Source organism: Aeromonas eucrenophila, assembly GCF_000819865.1.
Taxonomy (GTDB): Bacteria; Pseudomonadota; Gammaproteobacteria; order Enterobacterales; family Aeromonadaceae; genus Aeromonas; species Aeromonas eucrenophila.
The window spans coordinates 80,009-98,651 of sequence record NZ_CDDF01000019.1; the positions used below are offsets into that span (position 1 = coordinate 80,009).

Genomic DNA, 18,643 nt, shown 5'->3' on the forward strand with positions numbered 1-18,643 from the left:
CTGCTTTCCAATTTGGTCCCTGACTCATGCACGATCGCGATTCCCTGTTACAGCAATGGGCGCGCCGGATCTCCGGTGATGCCAACCTTCAATTGACCCTGATCTCCGGTGACGCCAGTTTTCGCCGCTACTTCCGTGGTGCCGGTCTGGTGTGGGTGGATGCTAATCCGAAAACCGAAAAAAATCATGAATTTGTTCGTAATGCCGCGGCGCTGAACGCCATGGGGCTGCTGGCCCCCGAGGTCAGGGCCGTGGACTATGAACAGGGCCTGCTGGCGGTGACGGATCTCGGTGATACCCAGCTGATAAGCTGTCTGGGCTTGCACAACGTGCTGGCCTGGTATGGCAAGGCCATCGCCTTGTTGCCGAGGCTGGGGGCGGTTGCGCTGACGCTCGAGCCGTTCGATGCTGCCTTTATGGCCCGTGAAGACGCCATTTTCCCCGAGTGGTTGCTGGGTCGTCACCTGCAGCTTGCCCTGAACGAGGCCGAGCAACGGATGCTGGACGACACCTTCGCCTGTCTTACTACCAACAACCTGACCCAGCCCCAGGGCGTGATGCACCGGGACTTCCACAGCCGCAACCTGATGGTGTGTGGTGGCGATACGCCCGACAGCAGCGAGCTTGCCATTATCGATTTCCAGGACATGGTCATAGGCCCTTTGAGCTATGACCTGGTTTCGTTGCTCAAGGATTGCTATGTACGCTGGCCTGATGCGGTGATAGAGCAGGGCGTGCGCCACGGCTTCGAGACGCTCGGTCAAGCCGGCCTGCTCGGTGAGCTCGATTACGCCAGCTTCCGCCGTCATGTCGATCTCACCGGCATGCAGCGCCACCTGAAGGCGGCGGGACTCTTCACCCGCCTCTACCACAGAGATGGCAAGTCAGGTTACCTCAAGGATATTCCCCGTACTCTGGGCTATGTGGTGGACGTATGCGAGTTGCATGGGGCCGACCATCCGGTGCTGGCCCGCTTCGGTGACTGGTTGCAGCAGGTGGTGTTGCCTGGGCTGACAAGGGTGGCGGAGTCGCGGTCATGAAGGTGATGATCCTGGCGGCCGGGCGCGGCGAGCGGATGCGACCGCTCACCGATCTGTTGCCCAAGCCGCTGCTCGCAGTAGGGGGCAAGCCGCTCATAGTGCACCATATCGAGAAGCTCAAGCACGCCGGAGTGACGGATCTCGTCATCAACCACGCCTGGCTCGGCCACAAGCTGGTGGAGGCCCTCGGTGACGGCAGCCGGTTCGGCGTCAGCATTCAGTGGTCGGCGGAGGAGAGTGCCCTTGAGACCGCCGGTGGCATAGTGCAGGCGCTGCCATTGCTGGGGGATGCGCCTTTCCTGGTGATCAACGGCGATACCTGGATTGACATGGACTATGGCGTCTTGACTGGTGCCTTGATGCAGCAGCCACTGGGGGACGATCTGGCTCGCCTCTGGCTGGTGCCCAACCCGCCCCAGCACCCGCAGGGGGATTTTGCCCTGCAGGCCGGACGGGTGCTGGATCTGCCAGCCGAGGCCCCCGGCGGTGAGACCGAACACCCTGGCCCCGCCGTCTTTACCTTTAGCGGTGTCGGCATCTATCATCCCGCCGCCTTTGCCAACTTGTCGCCCGGCGCGCGCAAGCTGGCCCCCCTGCTGCGCGACTGGATGGCCCAAGACAGGGTCGCTGGCGCCTTGCTGGCCGGTGAATGGCGGGACATAGGGACGGTAGAGCGGTTGCGCGAGCTGGACGATCAGTTGCAAGGACGTACTCATTAATTTCACGAGGTCTTGAACCATGCGTATTTGGGGTAAGGTGCTTGGCGCCTTCTTCGGTTTTCTGCTCGGCAACATCTTCGGTGCCCTGCTCGGCCTCTGGATAGGCCACCGTTTCGATCGTGGCATGGGCATGTCCTTCCGCCGTGCGCCCACCCAGCAGCAACAGGCTGTCTTCTTCCACGCCACCTTCGCCGTCATGGGCCACATCGCCAAGGCGAGCGGTCAGGTCACCGAGCAGGAGATCCGGGTCGCCTCCAACCTGATGGACAGGATGCGCCTCTCCGGCGAGCAGCGAGTGCGGGCGCAGGAGTCATTCCGCCAAGGCAAGGAGAGCGGCTTCCCGCTGCGGGAGACCCTGGCCGAGTTTCGTCAGGCGAGTCAGGGTCAGCGCGATATCTTGCGCTTCTTCCTGGAAGTCCAGCTGCAGGCCGCCTTCGCCGATGGTCGGGTGGAGGCCGATGAGCGAGCCATCTTGCAGACTATTGCCGACGAACTCGGTGTCAGCCGCATCGAGCTGGCTCGGATCCTGGCCATGGCCGAGGCGCAGATGAATTTCTTCCATCGCCAGCAGCAGGGCGGTGGACAGGGCCAGCAGTACCGGCAGGAGGCACCCTCGGCGGATCGCCTCAAGGATGCCTACCAGTTGCTCGGGGTGAGCGAGAGCGACAGCGATCAGGACATCAAGCGCGCCTATCGCAAGGAGATGAGCAAGCATCACCCGGACAAGCTGGCCGCCAAGGGGTTGCCGCCCGAGATGATGGAGATGGCCAAGGAGAAGACCCAGGAGATCCAGCAGGCCTGGGAGTGGATCCGCGAGGCGCGCGGCATCCGTTAACCCATCTCTGGTGAGCGAAAGTCAGCCATAAAAAATGCCCGTCGATGACGGGCATTTTTGTCTCTGGCAACCGGGCTTAGTGGCTGTCGACCCAGACGAACTTGAGCACGAACAGCAGGGCGACCACCAGCACGCAGGGGTTGATCTCGCGCCAGCGGCCGGTGCCCGCCTTCATCACGCAGTAGGAGATAAAGCCCACGGCGATCCCCTCGGTGATGGAGAAGCTGAACGGCATCATGACGGCAGTCATGAAGGCCGGCACCGCTTCGGTCAAGTCTTCCCACTTCACGCGGGTCAGCTCGGAGCACATCAGCACGCCCACATAGATGAGGGCTCCCGCAGCAGCATAGGCGGGCACCATGGCGGCGATGGGGGAGAAGAAGATGGCCAGCAGGAACAAGACGCCGGCGACGATGGCGGTCAGGCCGGTGCGGCCACCCACGGCCACGCCGGAGCTGCTCTCGATGTAAGCGGTGACCGAGGAGGTGCCCATGAAGGCGCCGCCGACGGAGCTCACGCTGTCGACCACCAGCGCTTGTTTCATGCGCGGGAAGCGACCCTGATCATCGGCCAGCTTGGCGCGGTTGGTGACCCCGATCAGGGTACCTGAGGAGTCGAACAGGTTGACCAGCATGAAGGAGAAGATGATCCCGGCCAGGCTGATATCCAGAGAACCCATCAAATCCAGCTGACCGAACACCGGCGTGATGCTCGGCGGCATGGAGATGAAGCCCTTGAAGGTCACATCCCCGAACAACCAGCCCAGGGTGGTGGTCACCACGATGGCGATCAGCACGGCGGAGTGCACGCCGCGGGCGGAGAAGATGCAGATCAGGAAGAAGCCGAGCAGCCCCAGCAGGCAGGGCAGGGAGGTGAGGTTGCCCACCGTCACCATGGTGGCCGGGCTCGCGACCACTATGCCGGCGTTGTGCAGGCCGAGCAGGGCGATGAGCAGGCCGATACCGGCGGTGATGCCGACCCGCAGGGTGAGCGGTATGTTGGCGATCAGCCAGTAGCGCACTCGTAGCAGGGTGAGGATCAGCAGCCCCAGGGCGCCCCAGAAAATGGTGCCCATGCCGACCTGCCAGGAGTAGCCCATGCCAGCCACCACCACGAAGGCGAAGAAGGCGTTCAGGCCCATGGCGGGGGCCAGGGCGATGGGCAGGTTCGCGAGCAGGCCCATGAGTATGCTGCCGATACCGGCGATGAGGCAGGTGGTGACGAACACGGCCTGGGTGTCCATGCCCGCAGCGGAGAGGATCTGCGGGTTGACGAAGACGATGTAGACCATGGTCAGGAAGGTGGTGATCCCGGCGATGACTTCGGTGCGGGCCGTGGTGCCGTGGCCTTTCAGGGCAAACAGACGCTCGAGCAATCCTTGCCCGGCCGCCTGGCTGGTGGCTTGATGTGGTTGATTCATGTTGGATTCCAATGGTGACGTGAAATAAGCAGCAGGCGCGGTCAGACCCATCCATAGGGGCTCCGACCTTGTCTGTGGCGACCTAATCGCCAGACTCGTCCTGATACCGTGACAGCGCGCACATTTTTACACAGGCGGCGGCGTTTACAAACCCCGGATCTGCGAAGCGGATCAATGAATAGAGCAAAAATTCAAACGTTTGCCATCGGGGTGGGAAAAACGAGTCTCGATGGGGGCTTTTTATCAGTGAGGTGACCTCAGAGGGTTTTGAAGTAACGCTCCACCAGCTGGGCCAGCACGGCATCGCTGCGCTCCTGCAATGGGGCGAGCGTCAGCCCCATGCGTTGCAATAGCAGGCCGGCCTGCTCCTCGCTCAGTTTGCGCCCCTCGATAAGAAACTCCTGCTCCGGCAACAGCTTGTCATGGCGCGGGATCAGCACCCAGTTCACCCGATCCGGCTCGATGGTGGCAAAGATCCGGCTGGCGGCGGCGCAGAAGGTCTCGATGTGGCGCTTGCCATCCGGCCCGAGGCAGCCGGGTTCGATCCGGATCTGGATGGTGAGTTTCTTCGCACTGCCTGTGGTGTGGACCATGATGGATATCGGTTGGGAAGGACCGGGAGATTGTATGCCAAAAGGCAATAAAAAGGGGAGCCTGTGCTCCCCTTGTCCGTACATGCAGTGACTCGCCTTACTTGGCGATGCGCTTGTACTTGGCGCGGTGAGGCTGGACTGCCTCGGCGCCGTAGGTCTTCTTCTTCCACTCTTCGTATTCGGTGAAGTTGCCTTCGAAGAAGGCAATATTGCCCTCGTCCTGGTAGTCCAGGATGTGGGTGGCGATACGGTCGAGGAACCAGCGATCGTGGGAGATGACCATGGCGCAACCCGGGAACTCCAGCAGGGCGTTCTCGAGGGCGCGCAGGGTTTCGATGTCCAGATCGTTGGTCGGTTCATCCAGCAGCAGCACGTTGCCGCCGGTCTGCAGCAGCTTGGCCAGATGCAGACGGCCACGCTCACCCCCGGACAACTCGCCGACGCGTTTTTGCTGATCGGCGCCCTTGAAGTTGAAGCGGCCTATGTAGGCGCGGCTAGGGAACTCGTAGGTGCCGATGCGCAGGATGTCCTGCCCGTCAGCGACCTCTTCGAACACCGTCTTCTTGTCGTTCATGCTGTCGCGGAACTGATCCACCGAGGCCAGCACCACGGTATCACCGAGGGTGATGGTGCCGGAATCCGGCTGCTCCTGACCGGACATCATGCGGAACAGGGTGGATTTACCGGCCCCGTTCGGCCCTATTATGCCGACGATGGCCCCCTTCGGAATGGCGAAGGAGAGATCGTCGATAAGCACGCGATCACCGTAGGATTTGCGCAGGTTGGCCACTTCCAGCACCTTGTCGCCGAGGCGGGGTCCGGGCGGAATGAACAGCTCGTTGGTCTCGTTGCGCTTCTGGTAGTCGTTGGTGTTGAGCTCCTCAAAGCGCGCCATACGAGCCTTGGATTTGGCCTGACGGCCTTTCGGGTTCTGGCGAACCCACTCCAGTTCCTTCTCGATGGATTTGCGACGGGCGGCTTCGGAGCTGGCTTCCTGCGCCAGACGGGCATCTTTCTGCTCCAGCCAGGAGGAGTAGTTGCCTTCCCATGGGATGCCCTCGCCACGGTCCAGCTCCAGGATCCAGCCCGCCACGTTGTCGAGGAAGTAGCGGTCGTGGGTGATGGCCACCACGGTGCCCTCGTAGTCGTGCAGGAAACGCTCGAGCCAGGCCACGGATTCCGCATCCAGGTGGTTGGTCGGTTCGTCCAGCAGTAACATGTCCGGTTTTTCCAGCAGCAGGCGGCACAGGGCCACGCGGCGGCGCTCACCACCGGAGAGGTGCTTGATCTGGGCATCCCAGGCCGGCAGACGCAGGGCATCGGCCGCGCGCTCCAGCTGGTTTTCCATGTTGTGGCCGCCCTGGGCGGCGATAATGGCTTCCAGCTCACCCTGTTCGCGGGCCAGCTTGTCGAAGTCGGCATCCGGCTCGGCGTAGAGGGCATAAACCTCGTCCAGCCGTGCCATGGCGCGCTTGACGTCGCCGACCGCCTCTTCGACCGCTTCACGCACTGTCTGCTCCGGATCCAGCTTCGGCTCCTGGGGCAGGTAGCCGATCTTGATGCCGGGTTGCGGGCGGGCTTCCCCTTCGATGTCGGTGTCGATCCCGGCCATGATGCGCAGCAGGGTGGACTTGCCGGCTCCGTTCAGGCCCAATACGCCGATCTTGGCGCCCGGGAAGAAGGAGAGGGAGATGTTCTTGAGAATATGACGCTTGGGCGGCACTACCTTGCCGACCCGGTTCATGGTGTAAATAAATTGAGCCATTGGCTAATTCTCTTCCTTTTCAGCAGCTTAATGTCTTGGCATTAACAGACTGAGGTCGTGGTGGGCCTGGTCGGCAGAGGCCAACCCGGTTCCAAAAAACCCGTCGATTGTAAACCAATGGGCAGAGGGCGGCAAAGTGGACAACAGATTGGTTATTGCGGGCCGACGCGCCTCTGAGCAGGGCGCGGGATAGTGAAAGTCAGACGGCAACGTCATCGGGGGAGAAAGCTTAATTTTTCCTTAAGCCTGATCCGATAGGATTCGGTCTGACCCCTGGATGGCGGGTTCGGCAATCCGGCACCGGTGAATATGATCACCGTGGCCGTCGCACCGCCTTGGGCTGGTCGTGCCCCGAGTAGTAGAGCACCCGCTGCACGTACTCCTGGGTCTCCTGATAGGGCGGCACGCCACCGTAGCGGACCACGGCCTGTTCACCGGCGTTGTAGGCGGCACTGATCCTGACCCAGTCTGGACCGAACTGCTTCTCCAGCCACTTCAGGTAGATCATGGCGCCCCGGATGTTCTGCTCGGGATCGAACGGGCGGGTCACCCCGAAGCGGGCCTGGGTCTCGGGGATGAGCTGCATGACCCCCTGCGCCTGTTTGGGCGAGACGGCGAAACTGTTGAGGTTCGACTCGGCGATGGCAATGGCCAGCGCCAACTGCGGATTGACCTTGTGGCGGTGAGCCGCCTGGCGGATCAGGCCGGCCAGCTTCTGTTTGGTGAGGGACTGGCGGGCCAGGTAGCTATCCTGATCGAAGGGGACGCCGGGGCGTATCCAGGGCGCTCCGCCGGAGCCGCCACCGACGCCGCAGGTGCCGAGGGGCGCATTGCCCACCCGTGCGTTGTAGTAGCGGGCGGCCTGCTGGTTGCCAAGGCGCATGGCCATGGCGAGATAGGCGTTGGCATGGCTGGCACTGCGGATCCCTTGTGGCCCGCGAGCCAACAGGCGACCGATGCGAAAATAGGCTTCCGGGTTGCCAAGGCTGGCCGCGTTGCAGTAATGGGCGATGGCTTGTCGCGGGTTGCTGCGCTCGATGGCGGCGCCCTGACGCAAGGCGCTCATGGCCTTGGGCGCCTGGCGAAATGACTCGGCATGGGACGGTGTGGTGGCGAGCAGTATCAGGAGTCCCCAGCCCCAAGTGCAGAGTCGCTGCATGATGGATACCTCATATTTGTATCCGCAAGATATAGGTCCTCTATGGGGCGCTTGCCAGCCGGGCGATGGAACATGTGGTTATGTGTTCGACCATCAGAGATGAAAACGGTATGGAACTTTTAGTGCGCAGGAATTAACCAATCCATTTGGCGCCATGAGACATGAGGGTGAGACCTGCGGTACGAGGTTTTCAATCACCCTGTTAATGATGCGTTTGTTACTACCGAAGTGATAAACTGCGGATATCCAATTTTTTTAACACCTTGTATTTGCATGAGGTTCGAACGGCCGTCAGCCGCCACTCAGGGTGCAAGTGACAGTGTGTTACCTCTTTTTATAGTCGGGAAGCTCATATGGGTTATTCAGTCGATGTATCAGTCGTGGTGCCCGCCAAGGATGAACGGGACAATCTGGCTCCCCTTATCGGCGAGATCGATGCCGCGTTGGTGGGGAAGTACGACTACGAGTTGATTTACGTGGATGATGGCAGCGAGGATGACAGCTTTGCCGTCCTCGGCGAGCTGAAGTCTCGCTTCGCCAGCCTGAGGGTGGTGCGTCACGTGCGGGCCGTCGGCCAGAGCATGGCGGTGCTGAGCGGGGTACGCCACGGCCGTGGTGACTGGCTGGTGGTACTGGATGGCGATGGTCAGAACGATCCGGCCGACATTCCCGCCATGCTGGAGGAGGCCAAGCGTCGCTTTGCGCAGGATCCCACTCAGGTAGGGCTCATCGGTCATAGGGTCAATCGCCGTGATGACTGGGTGAAGCGGCTCTCTTCGAAGCTGGCCAACGGTTTTCGCGATATGTTGCTGCGTGACGGCATCCCGGATACCGGCTGTGGTCTCAAGGTGGTTCGCCGTGACTGGTATCTGCGCCTGCCTTCGTTCAACCACATGCACCGCTACATTCCGGCGCTGATCCAGGCGCAGGGTGGCCGCATGTCGCCCTGGCCGGTCAACCACAGACCCAGGCAGGCAGGCATCTCCAAATATGGCGTCTGGAACCGGCTCTGGGTCGGGCTGGTGGACGTGGTCGGCGTCTGGTGGTTGCAGCGCCGCTCCAAGGTGGTCGAGGTCAGGGAGACATTGGAGTGATCGACGCTTTGCTTTCGATGCCGCTGACCTGGCATGACAGTGCTTTGCCTGTGACAGGTTTGAATCAGGAGTGGCCGATATGATCGATGCCTTGATCTCGATGCCATTCGATTGGCTGGAGAATGGTACTGGCTTGCATGTGACCGGCTTGATGTTCGGTGAAAAACCCGCACAGGAGTGGTTGCCATGATCGATGCCCTGCTTTCGATGCCGCTCGATTGGCTGGACTGGACTGGTTTGCATGTGACCGGCTGGAAGATCATCGGCTACACGGGGGCGCTGATGTTCGGCGGCCGCTGGCTGGTGCAGTTCGTCGCTTCCAAGCGCGCCGGCAAGCCGGTGATCCCTCGCATGTTCTGGTACATGAGCGTGCTCGGCAGCCTGATGACCCTGAGTTACTTCGTCTTCTCTCCCAAGCAGGACTCCGTCGGCGTGCTGCAAAACCTTTTCCCCACCTTCACCGCACTCTACAGCCTCTATCTGGATATTCAGCACAGGGGCTGGAAGCGGGACAAGCTGACCCATAACGAGGCTCGCCATGGTGAATGACCGCGCGTTACTCAATCAGACTTCCTTAGGCTGGCTATTGCTGATCGCACTGGTGGTGCTGGGGGCCGGCCTCGGCCTGCGAGATCCCTGGCCCGCCGATGAGCCACGCTTCGCCTTGATCGCCAAGGAGATGGTGGAGAGCGGCCAATGGCTGTTCCCCATGCGTGGCGGTGAGATCTACCCGGACAAGCCGCCGATGTTCATGTGGGGCATCGCCATCGGCTATCTGCTGACGGGCTCCATCAAGGTAGCGTTTTTGCTGCCCTCCCTGCTGTCGGGTCTACTGACCATCACCCTGGTATGGGATCTGGGCCGCCGCCTGTGGAGCCCGTCCGTCGGCTTCCTGGCCGGATTGCTGCTGCTGTTCACAGTCCAGTTCACCCTGCAGGCCAAGACGGCGCAGATAGATGCGCTGGTCACCTGCTTCATCACCCTCGGAGTCTATGGCTTCATCCGTTTCCTGCTCTGTGACGGCGGCTGGCGCTGGTACTGGCTCGGCTGGTTCGCCGCCGGGCTTGGCATCATCACCAAGGGGGTGGGGCTGCTGGCCCTGCTGATCCTGATCCCGGCAATCTGGACCCACTGGGAGAAGATCCGCACGGCCTCCCGCGCCGATTGGCTCAAGGGGTTGGCGGGGCCACTGTTTATGCTGTTGGCCATCGGCCTGTGGCTGGTGCCCATGCTGAGCGCCGTGGCCCAGAGCGGGGATCCCATCTTGCAGGCGTATCGGGACAACATACTGCTGCGGCAGACGGTGACCCGCTATGCCAACGCCTGGCACCACGTCAAACCCTTCTGGTATTACCTCAGCTCGGTGATACCGCCGTTCTGGCTGCCACTTTCCCTGCTGCTGCCCTGGCTGGTGGTGGAATGGCACAAGGGGATCCGGGCGCGGGACCAGCGGATCATACTGCTGCTCGGTTATCTGGTGCTGGTGATCGTCTTCTTCTCGGCCTCGCCTGGCAAGCGCGGTGTCTATGTCACGCCAGGCACACCGGCGCTGGCCCTGCTGGCGGCCCCCTTTATCGGTGCGCTGCTGACGCGGGTCTGGCCCGCGCGTCTGCTGGGCGGGCTCGGTTGGCTGCTGGGGATCCTCTGTGTGGGAGGCGCCGGGGCGCTGATGTTCAGCGCCAAGCTGGCGAGCAAGGTCGGCGACATTGGCCCTGCGCCCTGGCTGCCCCTGCTGGCTATGGGAGCGGCACTGTTGCTCATCAATGCCCTGCTGCGCCGTGCACCGCTCAGTGCCATCCTCTGCTCGCTGGCGGTGGGTTGGCTCATCTATTCCAGCTGGATCTGCGTGAAGCTCAACGACATGCGTACCCCCCAGGGGGTGATGGCGTTGGCGGCAGAGCGGGTGCCTGCGGGGGATGAGCTGTTGCTTGCCGGCTTCAAGGAGCAGCATCTGCTGTTCAGCCAGCAACCGCTCTGGCACTACTCCTATCAGATGCCCGATGGGGAGCAAGCCCGTGAGGCGGCGGCCTGGGTCGCCGGCGCACCCAAGCGCTGGGTGCTGGGCTCTGCCGACATCATGACGGTGTGTTTCGATCCGGCGCGGATGGAGAACCTCGGCAATCGCCATCGCACCGACTGGTTGCTGGCCGACGGCGCGGCGCTGAAACCCGAGTGCCAGGGGCTGGTCGCCGGGGTCGAGCCGTTCCACTACTCACCGGGTCCTCAGGCCGGACAATGAGGTCCTGACGACAACGAGAAAAGGGGCTGCCAGTGGCAGCCCCTTTTCATTGTCAGCGCGGTCGGTGAGGTCAGATTTGGTAGTACGACTTGTACCAGTCGACGAAGCTCTCCACCCCTTCCTTCAAGGCGACCCGGGGGAGATAGCCGGTGGCTTCGAACAAGGATTCTGTGTCGGCCCAGGTGGCGAGCACGTCGCCGGGCTGCATCGGCAGCAGGTTGCGAACCGCTGGTTTACCGAGCGCCGTTTCGATGGCTTCCACGAAGTCCAGCAGTCGCACCGGGCTGCCGTTGCCGATGTTGTAGAGGCGATAAGGCGCCGGGCTGGCGTCGGTCTGCCCCTGCCAGTTGGCATCGCCGACCGGTGGCCGATCCGCGATGCGCACTATGCCCTCCACTATGTCGTCGATATGGGTGAAGTCCCGACTGAGCTGGCCCTGATTGTAGATATCGATGGGCTCCCCCTTGAGGATAGCGCGCACGAACTTGAACAGCGCCATGTCGGGGCGACCCCAGGGGCCGTAGACGGTGAAGAAGCGCAGGCCCGTGGTCGGCAGGTTGTAGAGGTGGGAGTAGGAGTGGGCCATCAGCTCGTTGGCCTTCTTGCTCGCGGCGTAGAGGGAGACTGGGTGATCCACTCCGTCCGAGGTCTTGAACGGCATCTGCTCGTTCAGGCCGTATACCGAGCTTGAAGAGGCGTAGACCAGGTGCTGCACCCCATGATGGCGACATCCCTCCAGTACAGTGAGGGTGCCGGTGAGGTTGCTGTCGGCGTAGGCGAAGGGGTTGTCGAGGGAATAGCGTACCCCGGCCTGGGCGCCGAGGTGGATCACCCGCTCGAACTTCTCCCGAGCGAACAGTTCCGCCATGGCGGCGCGATCGGCGAGATCGAGGCGTTCGAAGCGAAAGCCGGGCAGGGGGCTGAGCCGTGCGAGGCGCGCCTCCTTCAGGCTCACCTCGTAGTAGTCATTCAGGTTGTCGATGCCGACCACCTGATGACCCTCGGCGCAGAGCCGCAGCGCTAGGTGAAAGCCGATGAAGCCGGCGGCGCCGGTGACCAGGTATTTCATTGGGGACGCTCCAGGCTGTCGCCGCGGCCGATGGCGTAATAGGTGAAGCCGCGCTGGCGCAGACGGGCCGGATCATAGAGGTTACGGCCATCGATGATGACGGGCTGGGTCAGGGTGCGCTGGATCAGCTCGAAGTCGGGGGCGCGGAACTGCTGCCACTCGGTGCAGATGAGCAGGGCGTCGGCACCCTTGAGGGCCGCCTCCTGGGTACCGCACAGGCTCAGGTCGTCCCGCAGGCCGTAGAGGTGCTGGGCCTCGCTCATGGCCTGGGGATCGAACGCCTGCACCTTGCCACCGGCGGCCCAGATGGCCTCCATCAGCACCCGGCTCGGCGCCTCGCGCATGTCGTCGGTGTTGGGTTTGAAGGCGAGCCCCCAGAGCGCGAAGGTGCGTCCGCGCAGATCGGCGCCGAAGTGCTGGTGCAGCCGCTCGATGAGTTTGTGCTTCTGGCGATCGTTGACCCGCTCCACCGAGCGCAGCAGCGGCGCCTCGCAGCCAATCTCGCTGGCGGTGTGGATAAGTGCCTTGACGTCTTTCGGGAAGCAGGAGCCGCCATAACCGCAGCCGGGGTAGATGAAGTGGTAGCCGATGCGCGGATCGGCGCCTATGCCTTTGCGCACCGCCTCGATGTCGGCCCCCAGCTTCTCCGCCAGATTGGCCATCTCGTTCATGAAGGAGATCTTGGTGGCCAGCATGGCGTTGGCGGCGTACTTGGTCAGCTCGGCGCTGTGCACATCCATCTGGATGATGCGATCGTGATTGCGGTTGAAAGGGGCGTACAGCTCCTCCAGCAAGGCGATGGCGTGGGCAGAGTCGGTACCGATGATGATGCGATCCGGCCGCAGGCAGTCGGCCACGGCGGCCCCTTCCTTGAGAAACTCCGGATTGGAGACCACCTCGAGCGGGAAGTTGACGCCGCGCTCGCCGAGGATGGTGGCGATATGCTGACGCACCCGGCTGGCGGTGCCGACAGGCACTGTGCTCTTGTTGACCACCACCTTGCTGCCCTGCATCAGGCTGCCTATGGTGCCCGCCACCGCCAGCACGTGCTTGAGATCGGCGGAGCCATCTTCATCCGGCGGGGTGCCGACCGCGATGAAGATAAGCTCGGCAAAGCTGACCCCCTCGCTCACGTCCGTGGTGAAGTGCAGGCGACCGCCCTGATGGTTGGCTACCACCATGGGGGCGAGACCGGGTTCGAAGATGGGAATGATGCCCTCCTTCAGGCGCTCGACCTTGGCGGCATCCACATCAACACAGGTCACCTGGTGGCCCATCTCGGCCAACACGGCGGCCTGGACCAACCCCACGTAACCTATTCCGAATACGGTGACTCTCATCTGCTGTTGCTCCTTGGTGCTGGCAGTGGCAAGGCATCCATTCTAGAACGATTTGCGCGTGGGAGCAGCGGGATCCTGCGACTCGTTCAGGCTAAGAGCAGGCTGGTACTGATGGCTATTTTGGTGCAAGGCGTGTAACGCCGGGCTGACGCGCACCGTTTCGGGGCATTTGGCCGCACTCTTGTGATCTGGCTCACTGAAACCGGACACTGTGCTCATAACGAAGCCCCGATACACGGGGCTCGCATGCCCGGACAGGGCAGACACTCTTTTCACTTCGCTATGGACATCATGTTATGGACAACACCCCCCGTCTGGCACATCCGATCTATGAGGATGTGCTCGCCCTGCTGACCGCGTCAGGCTTCGTATCACTCGGCATCTTCCTGTTTCATCAGGTCGGGCTGCTCACCGGCGGCACCGCCGGGCTGGCGTTGCTGTTGCAGCAGGTGACTGGCCTGAGCTTTGGCCTGCTGTTCTTCTGCATGAACCTGCCGTTCTATGCCCTGGCCTGGCTCAGGATGGGGCCGCGTTTTACCCTCAATACCTTCGCCTCGGTCGCGGTCGTCTCCTTCATGACGGACCACCTCAATGCAGTGCTGCAGATCGGCAAGATAGAGCCGCTGTACGCGGCCCTCATCGGCGGTACCCTGATCGGCATGGGGCTGCTCATCATGTTCCGCCACAAATCGAGCCTGGGTGGCTTCAATATCCTGGCGCTGTTCATTCAGGACAAGTTCGGCATCCGGGCGGGCAAGCTGCAAATGGGGCTTGATTGCGCCATCGTCATCGCCTCCTTCTTCGTGGTATCGCCCTGGCTACTGGGGCTCTCGGTGGTGGCGGCCATCATCTGTAACCTGGTGTTGACACTCAACCACAAGCCGGGCCGCTATCAGATAGCCTGACAGACCCCCGCCAGTTGAAACAAACAGAGCGCCCTCGGGTGCTCTGTTGTTATCTGCGTTCGCTCAGGACTTCGCTGTCACACCACCATGGGCAGGCCGGTGTCGGGGTGATGCAGCACCTGGGCAGGGTAGTCGTAGAGCCGCGCGATGAGCTCCGGGGTCAGCACCTCGGCCGGGGTACCGTCCGCCATCAAGCGCCCTTGCTCCAGCATCACCAGTCGATCGGCATAGCGCGCCGCCAGATTCAGATCGTGCAGCACCACCAGCACGGCGGTGTTGCGACCGGCGAGGGCGCGGGCCATGGTGAGCAACTGATGCTGATACTTGAGATCGAGCGCCGAGGTGGGTTCGTCGAGCAACAGCAGGCGGGGTGCCTGCGGCTCTTCCGGCGCTTGCCAGATCTGGGCCAGCACCCGGGCGAATTGTACCCGCTGGCGCTCCCCTCCCGACAGGCCGGGGTAGAGGCGCCCGATCAGGTGCTCGACCCCGGCATGGATCATGGCGGCCTTGACGATCTCGTCGCGGCGGCTGCCGGGCTCGGTGTGGGGCAGCCGGCCCATGGCTACCACCTCCTCGCACAGGAAGGGGAAGTTCAGGGACGAGCTCTGGGGCAGCACGCCGACGCTGTGGGCCAGCGCGTTGCCGGCCCAGGCCTGCCGCTCGCGACCAAACAACGCTATCTCGCCGTCATATTCCAGCTCGCCGGTCAGGCACTTGAGCAGCGAGCTCTTGCCCGCCCCGTTCGGGCCGAGCAGGGCGGTCAGGGTGCCCGAGTGCAGGGAGAGGTTGAGCCTGTCCAGGATGAGGCGATCGCCCCTTGTCAGGCTGAGGTGCCGGCAGTCAAGCAGGGCGGGTGAGGATGATCCAGGCAAGAGCAGCTCTCCTGTTAAAGCGTCCGGCGGCTCTTGACCAGCAGCCAGATGAAGAAGGGGGCACCGAGCAGGGCGGTGATGATGCCAACCGGCAGCTCGGCCGGCGCCAGCAGGGTGCGGGCCAGCATGTCGGCACCGAGCAACAGGGCGGCGCCCAGCAGGGCCGAGAGGGGCAGCAGCCTGACATGGTTGGGGCCAGCCAGCAGCCGCACCAGATGGGGAACCACCAGGCCGACGAAGCCGATCATGCCCGCCACCGCCACCGCGACGCCGACACCGGCGGCGGTGAGCAGGATCAGCCGCCGCTTGAGGGATTGCACGTTCACCCCCAGATGACGGGCCTCGCCCTCGCCCAGCAGCAGCGCATTGAGGGGATTGGCGTCGCGCACGAACAAGAGCAGCAGCGCGGCCAGGGTTGCCAGCGCCAGCGCCACGTCGGCCGGCTTGCCGGCGGCCAGGGATCCCATCTGCCACAGGCTGAGGTTGCGCAGCATCTGATCGTCGGCCAGATAGGTGAGCAGCCCGATCACGGCGCCGGACAGGGCCGTGATGGCGACCCCGGCCAGCAGCATGACGGTGACGGAAGTCCCCCCCTCACGGGTGCCCAGCAAATATACAAGCGTGGTGGTGAGCGCCCCGCCGAGGAAGGCGAGCAGGGGCAGCAGGCCGACGCCGAGCAGGCTCTGCCACTGCTGACCCAGGGGGGCCAGCAGCACTATGGCCAGGGCCGCGCCGAGGGCCGCGCCACCGGATACTCCTATGATGCCGGGATCGGCGAGGGGGTTGCGAAACAGCCCCTGCATCACGGCGCCGCAGAGGCCGAGTATGCCCCCCACGGCGATGCACAGCAGGGTGCGGGGCAGTCTGATCTCCTGCACGATCAGCAGCTTGTGCGCTTCGATCCCGCTCTCCTTGCCGGCGAACAGCGCCTGCAGACTCTCGCCAAAGGAGAGCGTCATGGGGCCGGTCGCCAGCGACCCGACCAGCAGCAGCGCCAGGGTGGTGCCGGTGAGCGCGAAAAGCCAAGGCAGCGGCAGACGCATCATGAACCCTGCTGGATCCACTGGGCGATCTGGTTCGCCTGTTGCAGCGATCTCAGGCTCAGGCCCCCTTGCAGGGCGTGACCGTCGATGGCATGGATGGCTTTGTTCTTGCCGGCCGGGGTGGCAGCCAGGGCGGGCACCTGGGCCAGCACGCTGTCGATGTTCTGGAATTGCTGCCAGTCACGACCGCTCACCAGCACCAGATCCGGCTGCATCTCGATCAGGGATTCGGTGGAGACGGGTTTGTAGTCGTGCAACTGGGCCACCGGGTTGATGCCGCCGGCCAGGGTCACCAGGGCGCTGGCGGTGGTATTGCCGCCGGCGATGCTGGTGGGCTGACCCTTGTGCAGCAGCAGGAAGGCGACCTTGAGCGGTTTGTTCTGGCTGGCCTGGGCCGCCAGCTGATCGCTCTGGCTGGCGATCTCGGCTTTCAGCTTGACGCCGGCGGCGGGATCCCCCAGCAATGCGGCCAGGGTATCGATGCGCTCGTTGAGGTTCGCCAGCGTCGGGGCCGTGGCCAGCACATCGACCTTGACCCCGGCGCGGCGCAGTTGCTCCAGGGTAGAGGGAGGGCCCATCTCGTCGCTGCCGACCACCCGGGTCGGTGCCAGACTCAGGATCCCCTCGGAGGCCAGGGCGCGGTGATAGCCGACCCTGGGCAGCGCCTTGGGTTCGGGGCTGCTCACATCGGTGGCGATGAGGCTGGATTCCCCCCCAAGGGCCAGGATCAGCTCGGTGGTGGCAGGGCCGACGCTGACGATGCGCTCTTGCGCGGTGGCAGAGAGGGAAAGGGATACGCAGCCGAGCAGGCTGAGTGCGAGGGCAAAACGACGGCCCATGCGAACCTCCGAAGGGTGAATGAGAGTGGGATTGCCGCCGAGAATATCAAGCTCGTGAAAAAAATGCACTGATAATGAAAGCGATTATCAATTGCGTTGGGGCCGCCGCTTTATTACAGTATCCGCCGCGATACAGAGCACAATAGCCAGATTATCCCAAGGGAGAACCGATGAGCATTGCACAACGCATTCATGAGCTGCTGGAGCAAGATCCCAGCGCCCATCCCTCCAGCATCGCCAGCCAACTGGCGGTCAGCGAGTGGGAGGTGGTGCGCCACCTGCCCGCCGAGCTGGTGACCCTGGTGCCGGGCGAGCAGGCGGAAGCCCTGCTGGCCGACTTGGCCAGCTGGGGCCCGGTGACCACCATAGTCGAATCCGATGGCTCCATCTTCGAGGTGAAAGCTCCCTTCCCCAAGGGCAAGACCGCACGCGGTTACTACAACCTGATGGGCCGTGACGGCGAGATGCATGGTCACCTCAAGCTCGACAACGTGGTTGGCATCGCCCTGGTCAGCAAGCTGTTCATGGGCAAGGAGGGGCACTCCTTCCAGTTCTTTGGCCACAGCGGTCGCTGCATTTTCAAGGTCTATCTGGGGCGTGACGAACAGCGTCAGCTGCTGCAGGATCAGGTGGAACGCTTCATGGCCCTGCGCCACCAGCATAAAGAGGAAGTGAAAGCATGAGTGAACGTCAGGAACGTCTGCAGAACCGTCTGCAACCGGAGATCCGTGAGTTTCGTGACGGTTGCCGTACCCTGCAGCTCGCGACTGTGGATGGCGAAGGCAACCCCAATGCCAGCTACGCCCCCTTCGTGCTGCAGGAAGATGGCTACTATGTGCTGATCTCCGAGATAGCCCGCCATGCCCGCAACCTGCAACAGGTGCCCAAGGTCTCCCTGATGCTGATCGAAGACGAGAATGGCGCCCGCGAGCTGTTTGCCCGCAAGCGTCTCACCTTCGATGCGGTCGCCGAAGTGGTGGCGCGGGATGACGAGCGTTGGGGCAAGGCTATCGGGGCCCTGGAAGGGCGCTTCGGCGACATCGTCAAGGGATTGTCCAACCTCAAGGACTTCGTGCTGTTCCGCCTCAAGCCGGAGCAGGGTCTGTTCGTCAAGGGCTTCGGCCAGGCGTTCCGTGTCTCCGGTGACGAGTTGGTGGACTTCGTCCATTTGGTGGAAGGGCACAAGCGTGTCGACAACGGCGCCGAGCTGACCAGCGAGACAGACGCGCCGGTCTGATGGTGCGGCCATGAAATAGAAAACGGGCAGCCTGGGCTGCCCGTTTTTATATGGGGTGATCCTGCGGAGTGTCAGTCTTGCCAGGAGGCCAGGTTGGGGAAGGTGCTGCGATCGGCCTGGGTGGCGGTCTCGTTGCACTCTCCCCGCACCTTCCAGGAGGTCTGGCTGAGGACTATGTAGCCGGAGCGGCAATACTTGCGGCTGGCCAGCGCCTGGGTCAGCTGTTCGTCCTGCAGTGCTTCCCGACGCTCCAGCAGAGCCTTGCTGTTGTCATTGGCATCCTGCAACCGGCTCGGCAACATCTCGAGCGGGGCGGCTTCGAAGGTGAAGCGCTTGCTCCCCTCTTCGTTGATGTGGGTGCGAAACAGGGGGGCCGGGCCATCCGGTGCCGATCCCGCCAGATTGGAGCAGGCGGTGAGCGGCGGTAACAACAGCATGCAGACGACGGCAGGCAATAGACGCAAGGAAGACTCC

At 63.0% G+C, this 18,643-nt stretch carries 19 protein-coding genes; 9 read left to right on the top strand and 10 right to left on the bottom strand.

Annotated elements, in window-relative coordinates:
* Positions 1–26 precede the first annotated feature (26 nt).
* Genes BN1124_RS19935 through djlA form a run of 3 tightly spaced genes read left to right on the top strand, consistent with a single transcriptional unit; the run spans position 27 to position 2,594 of the window.
* Positions 27–1,040, top strand: a complete 1,014-nt coding sequence (locus tag BN1124_RS19935) for an aminoglycoside phosphotransferase family protein (protein WP_042644841.1) — start codon at positions 27–29, stop codon at positions 1,038–1,040.
* The gene (gene murU, locus BN1124_RS19940) at positions 1,037–1,759 is read left to right on the top strand and encodes an N-acetylmuramate alpha-1-phosphate uridylyltransferase MurU (RefSeq protein ID WP_042644843.1); all 723 of its coding nucleotides are present in this window, start codon (positions 1,037–1,039) and stop codon (positions 1,757–1,759) included. The genes BN1124_RS19935 and murU overlap by 4 nt, the downstream gene beginning before the upstream one ends.
* 19 nt (positions 1,760–1,778) lie before the next feature.
* Positions 1,779–2,594: a co-chaperone DjlA gene (djlA, locus tag BN1124_RS19945; RefSeq protein WP_042644845.1), complete on the top strand. Its 816-nt coding sequence runs from the start codon at positions 1,779–1,781 to the stop codon at positions 2,592–2,594.
* Positions 2,595–2,670: 76 nt separating this feature from the next.
* On the opposite strand, the gene BN1124_RS19950 is transcribed toward djlA, so the two are convergent.
* The 4 genes from BN1124_RS19950 to BN1124_RS19965 all read right to left on the bottom strand — a co-directional run bounded on the left by BN1124_RS19950 (position 2,671) and on the right by BN1124_RS19965 (position 7,531).
* A complete protein-coding gene (locus tag BN1124_RS19950; protein WP_042644847.1) occupies positions 2,671–4,014 on the bottom strand; it encodes an NCS2 family permease in 1,344 nt (447 codons plus the stop codon).
* Positions 4,015–4,271: 257 nt separating this feature from the next.
* Entirely contained in the window at positions 4,272–4,607 is a 336-nt protein-coding gene (locus BN1124_RS19955) for a hypothetical protein (RefSeq protein ID WP_042644849.1), read from the bottom strand.
* A 97-nt stretch (positions 4,608–4,704) separates the two neighbouring features.
* Positions 4,705–6,372: an energy-dependent translational throttle protein EttA gene (ettA, locus tag BN1124_RS19960; protein ID WP_042644851.1), complete on the bottom strand. Its 1,668-nt coding sequence runs from the start codon at positions 6,370–6,372 to the stop codon at positions 4,705–4,707.
* A 313-nt stretch (positions 6,373–6,685) separates the two neighbouring features.
* Positions 6,686–7,531, bottom strand: a complete 846-nt coding sequence (locus BN1124_RS19965; protein WP_042644853.1) for a lytic transglycosylase domain-containing protein — start codon at positions 7,529–7,531, stop codon at positions 6,686–6,688.
* Between the two features lie 353 nt (positions 7,532–7,884).
* Between BN1124_RS19965 and BN1124_RS19970 the strand changes: the two genes are divergently transcribed.
* From BN1124_RS19970 to BN1124_RS19980, 3 genes are all read left to right on the top strand, one after another.
* Positions 7,885–8,625 carry a glycosyltransferase family 2 protein gene (locus BN1124_RS19970; RefSeq protein WP_042644855.1) on the top strand — a complete coding sequence of 247 codons (741 nt, stop codon included), beginning with the start codon at positions 7,885–7,887 and terminating at the stop codon, positions 8,623–8,625.
* 186 nt (positions 8,626–8,811) lie between these two features.
* On the top strand, positions 8,812–9,174 hold the full coding sequence (locus BN1124_RS19975) for a lipid-A-disaccharide synthase N-terminal domain-containing protein (protein ID WP_042644858.1): 363 nt from the start codon (positions 8,812–8,814) through the stop codon (positions 9,172–9,174).
* Positions 9,164–10,864, top strand: a complete 1,701-nt coding sequence (locus BN1124_RS19980; RefSeq protein WP_042644860.1) for an ArnT family glycosyltransferase — start codon at positions 9,164–9,166, stop codon at positions 10,862–10,864. Before BN1124_RS19975 ends, BN1124_RS19980 begins: the two co-directional genes overlap by 11 nt.
* 70 nt (positions 10,865–10,934) lie before the next feature.
* Here BN1124_RS19980 and BN1124_RS19985 read toward each other — a convergent pair whose 3' ends face one another.
* Positions 10,935–11,933: an NAD-dependent epimerase gene (locus BN1124_RS19985; protein WP_042644862.1), complete on the bottom strand. Its 999-nt coding sequence runs from the start codon at positions 11,931–11,933 to the stop codon at positions 10,935–10,937.
* On the bottom strand, positions 11,930–13,273 hold the full coding sequence (locus BN1124_RS19990) for a UDP-glucose dehydrogenase family protein (protein WP_042644864.1): 1,344 nt from the start codon (positions 13,271–13,273) through the stop codon (positions 11,930–11,932). Before BN1124_RS19990 ends, BN1124_RS19985 begins: the two co-directional genes overlap by 4 nt.
* 296 nt (positions 13,274–13,569) lie before the next feature.
* Between BN1124_RS19990 and BN1124_RS19995 the strand changes: the two genes are divergently transcribed.
* Positions 13,570–14,178, top strand: coding sequence for a YitT family protein (locus BN1124_RS19995; RefSeq protein ID WP_042644866.1), 609 nt, complete (start codon positions 13,570–13,572; stop codon positions 14,176–14,178).
* Positions 14,179–14,255: 77 nt separating this feature from the next.
* On the opposite strand, the gene BN1124_RS20000 is transcribed toward BN1124_RS19995, so the two are convergent.
* From BN1124_RS20000 to BN1124_RS20010, 3 genes are read right to left on the bottom strand one after another with little or no spacing between them, the layout of a single operon-like run.
* Positions 14,256–15,050, bottom strand: coding sequence for a heme ABC transporter ATP-binding protein (locus BN1124_RS20000; RefSeq protein ID WP_042644868.1), 795 nt, complete (start codon positions 15,048–15,050; stop codon positions 14,256–14,258).
* A 14-nt stretch (positions 15,051–15,064) separates the two neighbouring features.
* On the bottom strand, positions 15,065–16,096 hold the full coding sequence (locus BN1124_RS20005) for a FecCD family ABC transporter permease (RefSeq protein WP_042644870.1): 1,032 nt from the start codon (positions 16,094–16,096) through the stop codon (positions 15,065–15,067).
* Positions 16,093–16,932, bottom strand: coding sequence for a heme/hemin ABC transporter substrate-binding protein (locus BN1124_RS20010; protein WP_042644872.1), 840 nt, complete (start codon positions 16,930–16,932; stop codon positions 16,093–16,095). Before BN1124_RS20010 ends, BN1124_RS20005 begins: the two co-directional genes overlap by 4 nt.
* Positions 16,933–17,102: 170 nt before the next feature.
* On the opposite strand from BN1124_RS20010, the gene hutX reads away from it, so the two are divergent.
* Positions 17,103–17,615: a heme utilization cystosolic carrier protein HutX gene (gene hutX / locus BN1124_RS20015; protein WP_042644874.1), complete on the top strand. Its 513-nt coding sequence runs from the start codon at positions 17,103–17,105 to the stop codon at positions 17,613–17,615.
* On the top strand, positions 17,612–18,169 hold the full coding sequence (hutZ, locus tag BN1124_RS20020; protein WP_033130597.1) for a heme utilization protein HutZ: 558 nt from the start codon (positions 17,612–17,614) through the stop codon (positions 18,167–18,169). The genes hutX and hutZ overlap by 4 nt, the downstream gene beginning before the upstream one ends.
* A gap of 71 nt (positions 18,170–18,240) precedes the next feature.
* Here hutZ and BN1124_RS20025 read toward each other — a convergent pair whose 3' ends face one another.
* Positions 18,241–18,633: a hypothetical protein gene (locus BN1124_RS20025; protein ID WP_042644876.1), complete on the bottom strand. Its 393-nt coding sequence runs from the start codon at positions 18,631–18,633 to the stop codon at positions 18,241–18,243.
* Between the last annotated feature and the right edge of the window lie 10 nt (positions 18,634–18,643).